Annotated in this window: 7 protein-coding genes; 4 read left to right on the top strand and 3 right to left on the bottom strand. The window is 70.6% G+C overall.

Translation table 11 applies throughout. The features are described from left to right. Positions 1 to 190: 190 nt before the first annotated feature. Together U4Z31_RS25840 and U4Z31_RS25835 are read right to left on the bottom strand one after the other, a co-directional pair. Positions 191 to 1558 (bottom strand): amino acid permease, encoded by a 1368-nt coding sequence (locus U4Z31_RS25840; protein ID WP_321811751.1) that lies wholly within the window; start codon positions 1556 to 1558, stop codon positions 191 to 193. A 308-nt stretch (positions 1559 to 1866) separates the two neighbouring features. Beyond that, on the bottom strand, positions 1867 to 4158 hold the full coding sequence (locus U4Z31_RS25835; RefSeq protein ID WP_321811750.1) for an FUSC family protein: 2292 nt from the start codon (positions 4156 to 4158) through the stop codon (positions 1867 to 1869). Positions 4159 to 4339: 181 nt separating this feature from the next. On the opposite strand from U4Z31_RS25835, the gene recC reads away from it, so the two are divergent. Genes recC through arfB form a run of 4 tightly spaced genes read left to right on the top strand, consistent with a single transcriptional unit; the run spans position 4340 to position 14083 of the window. After that, positions 4340 to 7678, top strand: coding sequence for an exodeoxyribonuclease V subunit gamma (gene recC, locus U4Z31_RS25830; RefSeq protein ID WP_321811749.1), 3339 nt, complete (start codon positions 4340 to 4342; stop codon positions 7676 to 7678). Beyond that, the gene (gene recB / locus U4Z31_RS25825) at positions 7675 to 11379 is read left to right on the top strand and encodes an exodeoxyribonuclease V subunit beta (protein WP_321811748.1); all 3705 of its coding nucleotides are present in this window, start codon (positions 7675 to 7677) and stop codon (positions 11377 to 11379) included. The genes recC and recB overlap by 4 nt, the downstream gene beginning before the upstream one ends. After that, entirely contained in the window at positions 11376 to 13682 is a 2307-nt protein-coding gene (locus U4Z31_RS25820; protein WP_321811747.1) for an AAA family ATPase, read from the top strand. The genes recB and U4Z31_RS25820 overlap by 4 nt, the downstream gene beginning before the upstream one ends. Further along, positions 13679 to 14083 carry an alternative ribosome rescue aminoacyl-tRNA hydrolase ArfB gene (arfB, locus tag U4Z31_RS25815; protein ID WP_044848015.1) on the top strand — a complete coding sequence of 135 codons (405 nt, stop codon included), beginning with the start codon at positions 13679 to 13681 and terminating at the stop codon, positions 14081 to 14083. The genes U4Z31_RS25820 and arfB overlap by 4 nt, the downstream gene beginning before the upstream one ends. Positions 14084 to 14125: 42 nt before the next feature. Here arfB and U4Z31_RS25810 read toward each other — a convergent pair whose 3' ends face one another. Beyond that, positions 14126 to 15406: an EAL domain-containing protein gene (locus tag U4Z31_RS25810; protein ID WP_044848014.1), complete on the bottom strand. Its 1281-nt coding sequence runs from the start codon at positions 15404 to 15406 to the stop codon at positions 14126 to 14128. Between the last annotated feature and the right edge of the window lie 20 nt (positions 15407 to 15426).

Raw genomic sequence — 15426 nt, 5'->3', positions numbered from 1 at the left:
GATGCGGATGCCGACGCGGATGCCGACGCGGATGCGCATGACCGCTGCGTGGCCCGGTCGGGCAGCCGGCGATGCGCGGAAACGGCGGGAAGGGTAGAAGCAGCGGCGGCCGATGCGCGAGGCGCCGCGCCGCGCCGGGAGAGACGCGGGCGCCGAAGCCGGCGCGCCGCATGCAAGGATCAGGCGTGCGTCATCGTGACGCAGGCGCAAACTTCGGGCGGATCCGTGCGTAGAACACGGCCGCGAGCAGCGCGAGCCAGGCCGCGCCGACGTAGAGCGCGACACGCGTATCCTCGAACCAGCCGAGCATCACGATCACGAAGCCCATGAACGCGATCGTCAGCGCGGGCGCGACGGGCCACAGCGGCACCTTGAACTTCAGCGCCGCGACTTCCGCGCTCGACAGGCGACGGCGCATCGCGACCTGCGACAGCAGGATCATCAGCCACACCCACACGGTCGCGAACGTCGCGATCGCCGCGACCACCAGGAACACGTCCTTCGGCATCAGGTAGTTGAGCAGCACGCCGATGAGCAGCGCGCCGGCCATCACGAGCACCGTGACCCACGGCACGCCGTGCCGCGACGTCGTCATCAGCACGCGCGGCGCCTGGCCCTGCCGCGCCATCCCGAACATCATCCGGCCCGCGCCGAAGATGTCGCTGTTGATCGCCGAGATCGCCGCGCTGATCACCACGAGGTTGAGGATCGTCGCGGCCGACTTCACGCCGAGCGCCGAGAAGATCTGCACGAACGGGCTGCCGTCGCCGCCGACGCCGGTCCACGGGCTGATCGACATCAGCACGACCATCGTCAGCACGTAGAACAGCAGGATGCGCGCGGGCACCGCGTTGATCGCGCGCGGAATCACGCGCTCCGGGTCCTTCGCCTCGCCGGCGCTCATCCCGATCACCTCGATGCCGCCGTACGCGAAGATCACGACCGACAGCGACGCGACCAACCCGCCGATCCCGTTCGGGAAGAAGCCGCCATGGTTCCACAGGTTCGCGAACGTCGGCACGTCGGCCGAATGGCCGAAATGCATGCCGCTCAGCAGGATCGCGACGCCGCCGCCGATCATCGCGACGATCGCGCCGACCTTGATGATCGACAGCCAGAATTCGAGCTCGCCGAACACCTTCACGTGGCACAGGTTCAGCCCGCAGATGACCGCGACGACGCCGAGCACCCAGATCCATTGCGGGACGTCCGGAAACCAGAAGCCCATGTAGATGCCGAACGCGGTGATGTCGGCGATCGCGACGATCACCATTTCGAGCGTGTAGGTCCAGCCGGTGACGAAGCCCGCGAACGGCCCGAGGTTTTCCGTCGCGTAGTGGCCGAACGAGCCCGCGACGGGCTCGCGCACGGCCATCTCGCCGAGCGCGCGCATCACCATGTAGACGGCCGCGCCGCCCAGGATATAGGCCAGGATCACCGCCGGGCCCGCGAGCTGGATCGCGGACGCCGAGCCGTAGAACAGGCCGGTGCCGATCGCCGAGCCCAGCGCGAGAAAGCGGATGTGCCGCGCGCTCAGGTGGCGCTGCAAGTTTTTCATCGAGTCTCCGATATCGTTTTATGCGACGGACCGGGCAAGCGGGGCCGGTCCCGATGGCTCAAGTTGTCTATACAACTTAAATGTGAACGAATGATAACAAGCCGGGCCATGTGACCGGAATCGGGTATTCCCTGACTGGCGCAGCCGGCGGAATCGGGCGTGGGGCCATCGCGCGGCGGGCGCGCGGGCCCTGTGGGGCGTGCGGGGCGGGCGGGGCATGCGTCGGAAGGGGATTGCGGGAGCGGGGCGCGCCGCCGGCCGGCCCGCTTGCATGCGCGGGCGGCCGGCGGCGGGACAACTTCATGCCGTCATGCGGGCAGGCGAATGACGCTTGCGTCCTTGCGGATCAGCAGCGACGACGCGAGCATCTGCTTGCACTGGTGCGCGAGCACCTTCAGGTCGTGCGTGAGCTCGGCGCCCACCGCGTCGGATTTTTCCGCGGACACGACCATCGCGTCGAGCTCGCGCGTGATCTGCTTCGTCGCGTCGAGCTGGTCGGCCGGCGGCGGCTCGCCGGCTTCCGCCTTCTCGAGATTCTCGAGCACGGCGGACAGGCCGCGGCGCAGCGCATCGTCGTGGACGAGGTGCGCGTCGGCCGCGCATGCGCTTCGGATCAGCGGTGCGGCGGCGGTGATCTGCGCGCCGAGCACGTGCGTCTGCACGAGCAGGTCGTTCAGTTCGGGCACGAAGCGCTGGTGCGCCTTCGGCTCGATCATCATCCGCTGGAACGCCTGGCCGAGGTTCGCGAACGCGATGTGCACGTCCTTGCGCGCGAGGCGGTAGCGGTAGTCGTCGTCGAGGGTGGCGGCCGGCGTCTCGATCGCCGCGGCGACGACCGGCACGACCGCCGCGCCGTCGGCGGCCGGCACCGGCGGCGGCGATGCGCCGCGCCCGGCGCGCCAGACGGCCTCGAAATACTTGCGGGTCGACGTCAGCATGTCGGTGACGAGCTTGCCCATCAGCCGGTATTCCCAGTACGGGAACAGGCGGCTCGCGGCGATCGCGATCATGCAGCCGACCACCGTGTCGATCGCGCGCTCGCCGATGATCCGCATGCTGCCCGGCGCGAGCAGGTGGAACATCAGCAGTACATAAGACGACGTGAACACGACGCTCGCCGCGTAGTTGAACAGCAGCAGGCTGTAGCTCATCACCATCGACCCGAACATGATCGCGATCAGCAGGTGCGGCTCCTTCACCGTGTAGATCAGCGCGATGCTCGCCGCGCAGCCGATCAGCGTGCCGACGATACGCTGCGCGTTGCGCTGCTTGGTGAGCGAGTAGCCGGGCTTCAGGATGATGATGGTCGTCATCACGATCCAGTATGCGTTCGTGAGCGGCAGCAGCCGGCCGAGCCAGAAGCCGACCGCGACCGCGATCGTCACGCGCAGCGCGTGGCGGAAGCTCGGCGAGCGCATGTTCAGGTTCGAGAAGATCAGCAGCGGCGACATCCGGCGCCGCTGCAGGAAGCGCGTGAGCGCCTTGTCGATCTTCAGTTCGGTCTGCTGCGGGTCGGCATGGCCCGACAGGTTGCGGCGCATCCGGTCGATCAGGCGCGTCGCGCTCCAGATGCGCCGGAACGTCGCGAGCACGGCCGCGTAGGCTTCCGCGTTGGTGGCCGGGAAGCTCTTCTTGCGCATCAGCTCGATCTCGTACTCGATCGCGCGCAGTTCGGCCTTCACGCTGATGCGCGAATGCGGCGCGCGGTTCTCGAGCACCGCGAGACCGATCTCCTCGAGATCGGCGGCCGCCTTGCAGATCAGGTCGCGATAGAAAATGATCAGGTCGGAGCCGCCGAACGTGTTGCGTATGAGCGGGTAGTCGGTGTGTGCGCCAACGAACAGTTCGTGCAGGTCGACGCTGTTGATGAACAGGTTGTACATCGTCGCGCGGCCGGGATCGAGCTTGCCGCGGCGCAGCTTCGGCAGGTTGCGCAACACGATGTCGCGCGCGGTTTCCTGCGTTTCGACCGCGGTGATCTGCTTCGCGACGAGATTGCGGTAGCACTCGTCGAGATCGGCGTCGAGATCGTAGAACCGCGCGCGCGCGAGCAGGTAGTCGGCGCACGCGAACAGGCTTTCGGCGAGCGCCTGCTGCTCGATCCGGCGCGCCTGCCATTGCGACACGAGCGTCGCCCAGTACGTGTACCAGAGGCCGCCCGCGAGAATCCAGCCGGCATTGATGAACGCCTGCAGCGGCGTGAACTTCTCCTCGAGCGTCATCACCATCATGAACAGCGTCGCGAAGCTGATCTGCGGCCAGCGGTTGCCGTAGACGACGATCAGCGACAGCACGAACGTGAGCGGCACGATCGTCAGCCACAGCGCGAAGATGTTCGGCGTGGCGAGGCCGGTCGCGAGCGCGGCCAGGAAGCCGATCACGCTGCACGCGAGCATTTCGTTGTGCTTGTACTTCAGCGGGCCCGGCATGTCGACGACGCACGCGCCGAGCGCGCCGGTCGAGATCGTGAAGCCGAGCTCCCGGTTGTGAAACACGATCAGGCACAGCACGGCCGGCAGCGATACGCCGACCGCGATCCGCAAGCCGCCGAAAAAGTACTGGCTGTAGAAAAACTTTCTGATTTCGACCGAATAGCGCATCGATGGGCTGAATGACAGACGAAGACGCCCGGGGCGGCGTATTGACTGGCGACGAGTCTATCGTATTTCGCGGTCCGCAAAACCTGGCCGTTCGGACGACGTTCATCGCAACGGCCCTTTTGCTATCCTTGGTGCTCCCGTTCGCCCGGCCCGTCCGGCGCGAGGCTCCGACACCCGCTTCATGCTCCATCTCTTCTATTCGAACCGTCACGAGACGCTGGCCGACGCGCTGCTCGACGACCTGGCCGCGTTCCCGGCCCGCAACGGCCCGTGGGCGCCGCAGCAGGTCATCGTGCCGAGCGCGGCGCTGCGCCGCCGTCTGGAACTCGACATCGCCGCGCGCCACGGCGTGTGCGCGAACGTCGAGTTCACGTATCTCGCGCAATGGCTGTGGGCGCAGATCGGCCGCGTGCTGACGGTGCCGGCACGCTCGCCGTTCGCACCCGATCGCCTCGTGTGGCGCTGCTACCGGCTGTTCGCGCAGGGCGCGGGCGGCGCGCCGTGGCTCGCGTCGCCGCGGCTGGCCGCGTATCTGTCCGCGTCCGACGATGCAATGCGCTACGAGCTCGCGCAGCGCGTCGCGGCCGTGCTCGATCATTACCTGACTTACCGGCCCGAATGGCTGGCCGCATGGCAGGCCGGCGAATCGGTGCTCGCGGGCGACGCCGCGCCGCGCGGGATCAGCGACGCCGCACGCGACGACGAGCGCTGGCAGGCCGCACTGTGGCGCGCGCTGCTCGCGGAGCTGAGCGACAGCGGCACGCCGCCCGCGCATCGCTTCCTCGTGGAGGCGCGCAACCTCGATCCGGAAACCGTCCCGCGTGCCGACTGGCCTGAATCGGTCAGCGTGTTCGCGCTGCCGACGATGCCGCCGCTGCACGTCGCGCTGCTGCGCGAGCTGTCGCGCTGGATCGACGTGCGCGTCTATGCGCTCAACCCGTGCCGCGAATTCTGGTTCGACATCGTCACCGCCGCGCATGCCGAGGCGCTCGACGCGGCCGGCCGGCTCGACTACCAGGAAGTCGGCCATCCGCTGCTCGCCGAGTGGGGCCGGCAGACGCAGGCGCAGCTGCACATGTTGCACGAACTGACTGAAAGCGCCGCGTCGGGCGATGCGTCGCGTTTCGTCGGGAATCCCGCGCCGACCTGGCTTGCGCGCGTACAGAACGCGATCCTCGACCTGCAGCCGGAGGCCGCGCTCGGCGAAGCGCCGGTCGAGCGCGGGATCGAGGTGCACGTGTGCCACAGCCTCGCGCGCCAGCTCGAGGTGCTGCACGACCGCCTGCTCGCGTGGTTCGATGCGGACGCGACGCTGCAGCCGTCCGATGTGCTGGTGGCGGTCGCCGATCTAGCCGCGGCCGGGCCGCTGATCGATGCCGTGTTCGGCACGGCGGGCGCCGGCGGCGCGCGCGTGCCTTACCGGATCACCGGCCTGCCGCCATCGCAGGCGAACCCGGTCGCGCGCGTGCTGCTCGAATGGCTCGCGTTGCCGGAACGGCAGGTCGGCGCGCCGGAGCTGGTCGAATGGCTGCGCGTCGACGCGGTGGCGGCCCGTTACGGCATCGACGCGGCCGCGCTCGAGACGGTGCAGACCTGGCTCGCGGCCGCCGGCGCGCGGCGCGGGCTGTCGCCGACGGCGAGCGACGATGCGGCGGTGCCTGCGCCGCGCCATACGTTTTCCGATGCGCTCGCGCGGCTGTTCCTCGGCTATGCGATGCCCGAAGGCGCGGCACCGGTCGGCGCGTGGCTGCCGATCGAGGCGGCCACCGGCAGCGAGGCCGAACTGCTCGGCCGGCTCGCGCGCTTCACGGACGATCTCGACGGCTTCTCGCGACGGCTTGCCGACGCACACACGCCGCGCGCATGGAGCGAACTGTTCGCCGACACGCTCGCACGGTTCTTCGACTCAGGCGCCGCGTATGCCGATGCGCTCTCGGGCGTGCGCGACGCGCTCGACGCGATGCTCGCCGCGATGACGGAAGGCGCGCCCGACGAGGCGTTGCCCGCGGCCGTCGTGCGCGCGGGGCTGGCCGCCGCGCTCGACGATCCGGCGCGCGGCGGGGTGCCGTGGGGCGGCGTCACGTTCTCGTCGCTGACGAGCTTGCGCGGGCTGCCGTACCGCGTCGTGTGCCTGCTCGGGATGGACGACGGCGTGCTGCCGAGCCTCGCCCGCGCGGACGAGTTCGACCTGATGGCCGTGTTGCCGAAGCTCGGCGACCGGCAGCGCCGCGACGACGAGCGCAACCTGTTCCTCGACCTGCTGCTCGCCGCGCGCGACCGGCTGCTGATTGCCTATACGGGGCGCAGCATTCGCGACAACGCGCCGTTGCCGCCCGCGGCGCTCGTCGATGAACTGCTCGACCATCTCGCGCTCGTCACGGCCGGCGAGGACGCCGCGCCGGACGCGGTCGATGCCGCGCGGCGCGCGTTCATCGTCGAACATCCGCTGCAACCGTTCGCGGCCGAGTATTTCCGGCCCGGCAGCGAACTGGCTTCGTACGACGCCGAGCGCGCGACACTCGCGTCGCTGCTGGCAGCCGAAGCCGCGCGCGACGCGACGCGCGAGCAGCCGTTTTTCGCGCAGCCGCTGCCGGCCGAGCCGGTCGAGCCCGTCGCGTTCAGCGAATTCGAACGTTTCTGGCGGCATCCGGCCCGCGCGCTGCTGCGTGCGCGGCTCGGCATCGTGCTGTCCGACGCGCAGGCCGAACTGCTCGATACCGAACCGTTCGCGCTCGACTTCGCGGGCAGCGACGCGCTCGCCGAGCGCGTGCTGCCGCTTTTGATCGAATCGGACGAAGGCGGCGTGCACGATCATGCGCTGCGCATCGCGGACGCCAGCCCGGAACTGCCGGGCGGCGCGACGGGCGCGGTGTGGCGCGACCAGGCGCTCGGCTCGATGACGCAGCTCGCGTCGAACGTGCGGCGTGCGCTGGCCGACGGCATGGAACGGCGGCCGTTCACGCTCGCGATCGCGCCCGCGTGGCCCGACACCGACCACGCGCTGTTCGGCGCCGACGACGCGATGCTGTCGCGCGATGCGGTGAGTGCGCCGCTCGAGCTGCACGGCACGCTGAACCGGCTGACGCCGGCCGGCCAGATCATCTATCGCTATGCACGGCCGAGCGCGCGCGACTACCTGTCCGCGTGGCTCGCGCATCTCGTCTATTGCGCGGTGGAGCCCGGCGGTCCGCGCCGCACGCTGTGGTTCGGCAGCGGCGGCGCCTTCGAGCTGACGCCGGTCGCGGCGCCGCTCGAGCGCCTCGCGCCGCTGGCCGCGCTGTTTCGCGCGGGGCGGCGCATGCCGCTGCGCTTCTTCCCGCGCAGCGCATGGGCGTGCGTGTCCGACGGCGAGGCGAAGGCCGCGAGCGTATGGATCAACGAGCGCGTGGTGAGCGAAGCCGACGATCCGGCCATCGCGATCGCATGGCGCGGCGCGCATCCGTCGCTCGACGAGCCGTTCGGCACGCTCGCGCGGCTCGTGTTCGAGCCGATGCTGGAACACCTGAAGGAGGTCGCATGAGCGCCGCATCCCAGCCGCAGGCGGCGCTCGAACTCGACGTGTTCGCGTGCCCGCTCGACGGCGTCAACCAGATCGAGGCGTCGGCCGGTACCGGCAAGACCTGGAACATTTGCGCGCTTTACGTGCGCCTGTTGCTGGAGAAGGATCTCGGCGCGGACGAAATCCTCGTCGTGACCTTCACGAAGGCGGCGACGGCCGAATTGCACGAACGGATCCGCGGCCGGCTGGCGCAGCTCGCCCATGCGCTCGATACCGGGGACGACGGCGGCGATCCGTTCGTCGCGCGCCTGCTCGAGACGACGCTCGGCGCAGCCGGCGCGCTCGACCCCGAGACTGCCGCGAAGCGGATCCGGCGTGCGCTGCGCGCATTCGACCAGGCGGCGATCCACACGATCCACGCGTTTTGCCAGCGTGCGCTGCAGGAAGCGCCGTTCGCGGCCGCGATGCCGTTCGCGTTCGACATGCAGGCCGACGATGCGGCGCTGCGCTTCGAGCTTGCGGCCGACTTCTGGCGCACGCGCGTCGAACCGCTGGCCGCACGCTGGCCGGGCTTCGCGACGTGGCTCGTCGATTCGGGCGCGGGGCCTGCCGCGCTCGACGCGCAACTGGCGCGCCGGCTGAAGAAGCCGCTCGCCGCGCTGCGCTGGGACGGCGTCGTCGAACCGGACGAATCGGCCGAGGCCGCTGCCGCCGAGTGCTTTGCGGAGGCCGCACGGATGTGGGCCGCCGAGCGCGATGCGATCGATGCGTTGCTGCGCACCGCGCAGCCCGCGCTCAACCAGCGTTCGCACAAGCCCGACGCGCTCGCCGATGCGCTCGCAGCATGGTCTGCGCATTTCGCGCAGGGCAATGCCGCGGCCGCGCTGCCGAAGGCGGCGCTCAAGCTCACGCGCACCGCGCTCGTGAAAGCGACGAAAAAGGGCGGCGCAACGCCCGAGCATGCGTTCTTCGATGTCGCCGATGCGCTCGAAGCGGCGGTGGCCGCGGCCGAGGCCGCGCAGCGCGCGCGCTGGCTCGCGCTGATCGCCGACTGGCTCGACACTGCACCGGGCGCGCTGGCCGAACGCAAGCGCACGCGCCGCGTCGTGTCGTTCGACGACCTGCTCGCGAACCTGTATCACGCGCTGCATGCGCATCCGTGGCTCGCCGAGACGCTGCGCGCGCGCTATCCGGCCGCGCTGATCGACGAATTCCAGGATACCGACCCGCTGCAGTTCGCGATCTTCGACCGGATCTTCGCGCCGGGCGGCCCGCTCTTTCTCGTCGGCGATCCGAAGCAGGCCATCTACAGCTTCCGTGCGGCGGATCTGCACACGTATCTCGCCGCGCGAGCCAGCGCGAGCGCGTGCTACACGCTCGCGGTCAACCAGCGCTCGACGCCGGCGATCGTCGATGCGTGCAACCGCTTCTTCATGTCGAACCCGCGCGCGTTCGTGCTCGACGGGCTCGACTATTACGCGGTGCGAGCCGGCACGCGCGTGCGCGCACCGTTCGTCGACGGCACCGATCCGGGACCGGCCGGCGATTTCCGGATCTGGGCGCTGCCGGGCGGCGACGGCACGCTGCTCAAGCGCGACGCGCAGGCACAGGCCGCGCAGGCGTGCGCGGCCGAGATTGCCCGGCTGATGCGCGGCGCGCGCGAAGGGCATGTGCGGCTCGGGCGTACGCCGCTGTCGCCGGGCGACATCGCGGTGCTGGTGCAGACGCACCGGCAGGGCAGCCTCGTGAAGCGCGTGCTCGCGACGTGGGGCATCGGCAGCGTCGAGCTCGCGCAGGCGTCGGTGTTTTCGACCGGCGACGCGGAGCAGCTCGAGCGCGTGCTGGCGGCGATCGATGCGCCGGGCGACCTGCGGCGCCTGCGCGCGGCCCTGGCGGCCGACTGGTTCGGCCTCGATGCGGGTGCGCTGTGGCGAATGGAGCAGGGCGACGGCGACGCGTCGCGCGAAGCTGACGACAGTGCGGACGCGATGAGCTGGGTCGAGCGCTTCTCGCGTTATCGGCTGCTGTGGCGCGAACGCGGCTTCGCGGTGATGTGGCGCACGTTCACGCGCGAGTTGCGGATCGCCGAGCGGCTGATGGCCGGCGCGGACGGCGAACGCCGCGTGACCGACATCAACCATCTGGCCGAGCTGACGCAGGCGCGCGCGTCCGCGCAGCCGGGCATCGCGCCGACGCTGCGCTGGCTCGCCGCGCAACGGCTCGACGGCGGCGGCGAGGAAGCCCAGTTGCGTCTCGAATCCGATCGCAACCTCGTGCAGATCGTGACCGTGCACAAGTCGAAGGGCCTCGAATACGCGGTCGTGTTCTGTCCGTTCCTGAACGACGGCGGGCTGCGCGAGCCGCCCGCGTCGGCGCTGCCAGACGCCCGCGAGTATCACGACGACGCGGGCGACGCCGTGCTGCATTACGGGTGCGACGACGAAGCCGCCGAGCATGCCGCGCGCCAGGCGCTGCGCGAACAGGCGGCCGAACGCGCGCGGCTCGTCTACGTGGCGCTCACGCGCGCGGTCTATCGGTGCTATCTCGTCGCCGGGCCTTATCTGTCGTCGCGCTCGACCCGCGAGGCGCGGCGCAGCGTGCTGAACTGGCTCGTGGCCGGCGCCGGCCAGTCGTTCGACGCGTGGCTCGACGAGCCGCCCGACGAAGCGGCGCTCGACGCGGCGTGGCAAGCACTCGCGAGCGGGCCCGTGAGCGTTGCACCGTTGCCGGTGCCGGCGCGCCGTGAGCGGCTCGTGGCCGGGCACGATGCATCGCAGACGCTCGCGGCACGTCATGCGACGCGCGTGTTGCGCGACGCGTGGCGGATGGCGAGCTTCAGTTCGCTGACCGCGTCGATGGCACGCGAGGAAGCAGGCGTCGCGCTCGTGCCGGACGACGAGCTGCGGCCCGATCACGATGCGCTTGCCGCCGTGGCGCCGGACGGCGCGTTCGTCGTGGCCGACACCCCGGCGGTCGAGCCGCCGGACGACGACATCCTCGTGTTTCCGCGCGGTGCGGCAGCGGGTGAATGCCTGCACCGCCTGTTCGAACTCAGCCGGTTCACCGAGCCCGATTCGTGGCACCGGGCGGCGCTCGGCGCGCTGCACGACCGGCCGGTCGAGGCCGAGCCCGAACTCGCGACGCGCCTGCCGGCGATGATGGCGCGGCTCGTCGGCGATGTCGTGCGCACGGAGCTCGTGCCGGGCATGCGGCTTGCGGATCTCGATCCCGCCAGGCGGCTCGACGAAATGGGTTTCCTATTTCCGGCGCCGTCGCTCGAGCTGGGCGCGCTGCGCCGGTTGCTGGTCGCGCACGGCTATCCGGACGTTGCGCTGGACGCGGGCATGCTCGCCGGTTTCATCAAGGGTTTCATCGACATGATCGTCGAACACGACGGCCGCTTCTGGATCGTCGACTGGAAGTCGAACCACCTCGGCAATACGCCGGATGCCTATGGTCCGCGCGCGCTCGACGTCGCGATGGCCGATCACGCGTATCACCTGCAGGCACTGCTCTATACGGTCGCGCTGCATCGCTATCTGCGCGGGCGGCTGCCCGACTATGACTACGACACGCACATGGCGGGCTACCTGTACCTGTTCGTGCGCGGCGTGCGGCCCGGCTGGCGCAGCGGCGGCGAACCGGCCGGCGTGCATGCGCGGCGGCCCGCGCGCGAACTCGTCGACGCGCTCGACCGGATGATGGAAGGGGGCCGCGCATGAACATCACCGACGATACGCTCGAATTCACCGGTGGCCTCGTCGCGCGCCTGCCCGAGCCCGCGGATTTCGGCATCGCGCTCGCGGAAGGGTTCGCGCGGCGCATCGGCGACCTGTCGCGCCGCGCGGGTGCGCCGGCCGCGGCCGCGCGCTGGGCGGCGCGCGCCGCGTTCGCGACGAGCCGGGCGACCGCGGGCGGTCACGTGTGCGTGTCGCTCGGCGCGCTCGCGCAACGCTACGAGGAACCGGTCGACGACGTGCGCGCGGCGCTTGCCGCGAGCGGCGTGGTGGCGTTCGGCACGCTCGCGCGCGGCGACGAGCGGCCGCTGATTGTCGACCGGCTCGACCATCTGTATCTGTCGCGCTATTTCGACTACGAACGTCGGCTCGCCGATGCGCTCGTCGCGCAGGCCGGCGTCGCCGCGCCGGGCGACGCGCTGTCGCCGGACCGGTTGCGCGACAGTCTCGCGCGTTACTTCGGGCCCGCGACGGGCGACGTGGACTGGCAGCGCGTCGCGGCGATCGTCGCGCTGACGGGACGCGTGACGATTGTCAGCGGCGGCCCCGGCACCGGCAAGACGACGACCGTCGTCGGCGTGCTGGCGTGCCTGCTCGACGCGCATCCGGGCTTGCGCATCGCGCTGGCGGCACCGACCGGCAAGGCCGCGCAGCGGATGCAGGAAGCGCTCCACGCGCGGGCGGGCGACCTGCCGCCGGAACTTGCCGCGCGCCTGCCGGACACGTCGTACACGCTGCACCGCCTGCTGGGCGGCGGCGGCGCGGCGGGCTTCCGCCATCATCGCGACAATCCGTTGCCGTACGACCTGATCGTGGTCGACGAGGCGTCGATGATCGACGTCGCGCTCGCCGCGCATCTGCTCGATGCGCTCGCGCCCGGCGCTCGGCTCGTGTTGCTCGGCGACAAGGACCAGCTTGCCGCGGTCGAGGCCGGCGCCGTGTTCGCCGAACTCAGCGCCCGGCCGACGTTTACCGCCACGGCGCGCACGCGCATCGCGGACGCGCTCGGGATCGACGAAGCGGCTTTCGTCGCGGCGTTGCCGGTGCCGGACGGCGAGGCGGCGGGGGCTGCCGGGGCGGTTGCCGCGCCAATTCCAGCGCCAGCATCCGTTCCGTTACCGGCTGCTCCCGCGCGCAAGGCGTCGGCGCGGCGGAACGTGGATACGCGCCAGGCGTCGCTGTTCGACGACGAGCCGCAGGCTGAAGCGGTTTCGCCGGCCGATGCCGCGCCACCCGCGGCTTCGTTGCCGCCTGCGGCGCTTGCACCGACCGACACCGATCGCACCTCGGCGGCCACCGATCCTGCATGGATCGAGGCCGGCGAACTCGCGTGGCTCGACGCGGTCGAGCTCACGCCGTTCGATCCGGCCGCTGCGGGCGATTCGGCATGGGCGTCGACCGTTGCAACGCGCGCCGCCGAAGGCGTTGCCGCCGCGTTCCCCGCACCCGCACCGCTCGCGGACTGCGTCGTGTGGCTCGAACGCAATTACCGCTTCGGTCTCGATTCGGCGATCGGCCGCCTGTCGCTCGCGATCCGCCGCGGCGACGTGCAGGGCGCGCTCGACGCGTTGCCGACGGACGAGGCCGCGGCCGCGTCGTTTCATGACGATGCGGGCGACACGCTTGCGGCGTCGACGGTCGAGCGGCTCGCGCGCCGGTTCGGCGCCTACCTCGATGCGTTGCGCGCCGCGTTGTCCGCGCCGGTGCCCGACCCGTTGCCGTTGTTCGATGCGCTCAACCGCTTCCGGATCCTGTGCGCGACGCGCACGGGCTCGCGCGGCGCCGAGCACGTCAATGCGCTGGTGGCCACGCATGTGCGACATGCCGCGCGCGTGCCGCTCGCGGTCGGCGCACACTGGTTTACCGGGCGGCCGATCATGGTGACGCGCAACGACTATGCGCTCGGGCTGTTCAACGGTGACATCGGCATCGCGCTGCCGGACGCGCACGGCGTGCTGCGCGTGTGGTTCCGCCGCGCGGACGGCTCCGCGCGCGCCGTGTCGCCTGCAGCGCTGCCGCCGCACGAAACGGCGTTCGCGCTGACCGTCCACAAATCGCAAGGCTCCGAATTCGACGAGGCCGCGCTCGTGCTGCCGGCGTCGTTCAGCCGCGTGCTCACGCGCGAACTCGTCTATACGGCCGTCACGCGCGCGCGTACGCGCGTGCAGGTGATCGGCCCGCGGCGTGTGCTGGCGCAGGCGGTCGCGACGCGCACGCAACGCGATTCGGGCCTCGCGGCCCGCGTCGACGAGGCACTCGCGCGGCGCCGCAAGGAGACGACGCGATGATGATCCGCTACACGCTCGATCCGGCCGAAGTCGAATGGACCGCCGTGCGCGCGCAGGGCGCGGGCGGCCAGAACGTCAACAAGGTATCGAGCGCGATTCACCTGCGCTTCGACATCCGCGCGTCGTCGCTGCCGCCCGTCATCAAGGAGCGGCTGCTCGCGCTGTCCGACCAGCGCATCACGCGCGACGGCATCGTCGTGATCAAGTCGCAGGAATACCGCACCCAGGAGAAAAACCGCGAGGCAGCGCTCGCGCGGCTCGATGCGTTGATCGGCAGCGTCGCGTTCACGCCGCGCGCGCGTGTGGCGACACGGCCGACGCGCGCATCGAAGGAGCGGCGGCTCGAACACAAGTCGCGCCGCAGCGTGGTGAAATCCGGAAGAGGGAAGGTGATCGACTGACGGAAGATCGAACCGCCGGCATGGCGGGCGCCGCCGCGCCCGTCAGCGCATCACGGTGCCCGCGCTGTCGAGCACGAAGTCGACGCAGAACACGACGAGGCGGCTTTGCGCACGAATCGCGACGGCCGCCGTGTAGCAGTCGCGGCCTTCGGTCAGCGAGAAGTGCGGGCCCATCAGCGCGACGCGCCCCGGCGCCGCGATCGCGCGCTGGAAGTACGGGCGCCGCGACCAGTTGCTGTGCGTCTCCGGGAACAGCGGTGCGAGCCGCGTGCCGCTCGCCTGGCCATCCTCGGGGCGCGCGCCGATCGACGGCAGGAACTGTTCGCCGATCTCGTCCGTGACGAACACGCGGCGCGCGGCCGGCACCGCGAATACGCGCTGCGCGGCGTCCTGCAGGTTGCCGCTCGCGGAAAAGGCAGCCGCGCCGGTGAGCACGAGCCGCTCGATCGCATCGAAGCCCGGCTGCTCGGCGATCGCCGGTGTATGCCGGCGCGCGATGAAGCGTTGCCACGCGGCATCGAGCATCGCGGGCGCCGCGGCGCTCGCGTGCGCGATCGACGCATCGGGCTGGCCGAACTGGAAGCCCTGGACGAAATCGATATCGGCTTCCATCAGCGTCTGCAGCGCGTCGTCGCTTTCGACACCCTCCGCGAGCACCATCGCGCCGGCCTGGTGGAGCATCGATACCAGGTGATGCATGATGCGGCGATCGTCGGCCGACGCGTTCGCGCGCTCGACGAGCGAGCGATCGAGCTTGACGATATCGGGTCGCGCGCGCCACACGCGGTCGAAATTCGAGAATCCGGTGCCGAAATCGTCGATCGCGATCAGGAAGTCGCGATGCTGGATCATGTCGATCGTGCGGGCGAGCGCGGCTTCGTCGCGCGACGGCTGCTCGACGACTTCCAGCACGATGCGGTTCGGCGGCAGCGCGAAATGACGGCACAGCGCCTCGACGAATTCGCGCTGCACGAGGCCCGAATCGAGCACGCGTGGCGTCACGTTCAGGAACAACCAACCGTCGCCGATGCCCTGCGCGACGAAGTTGGCCGTATGCAGGCAGCGGGCGAGCCGGTCGAGCAGCAGCGCGTCGGCAGCGGCGCGCGTCTTGTCGAACAGCGCGACCGGCGAAGCCAGCGTACCGTTCTCGTCCACGACGCGCAGCAGCGCTTCATAGCCGACCACGCGCTTGTGCGTGATCGACAGCACGGGTTGGAACACGCTGCGCAGCGTCGTGTCGCGATACGTGGCGATCCAGCCGCTGGGCGTCGGTGTCAGGCGTTCGAGCAGGGAATCGAGCGAGATGTCGCGGGCGGCCTTCATGTCAACGACGCCCTGGGGCG

Source organism: Burkholderia sp. BCC1985 (assembly GCF_905339915.1).
GTDB lineage: Bacteria > Pseudomonadota > Gammaproteobacteria > Burkholderiales > Burkholderiaceae > Burkholderia.
Note: the sequence above shows the minus strand (reverse complement) of the source record. Positions and strands in the feature narration are given on the sequence as shown.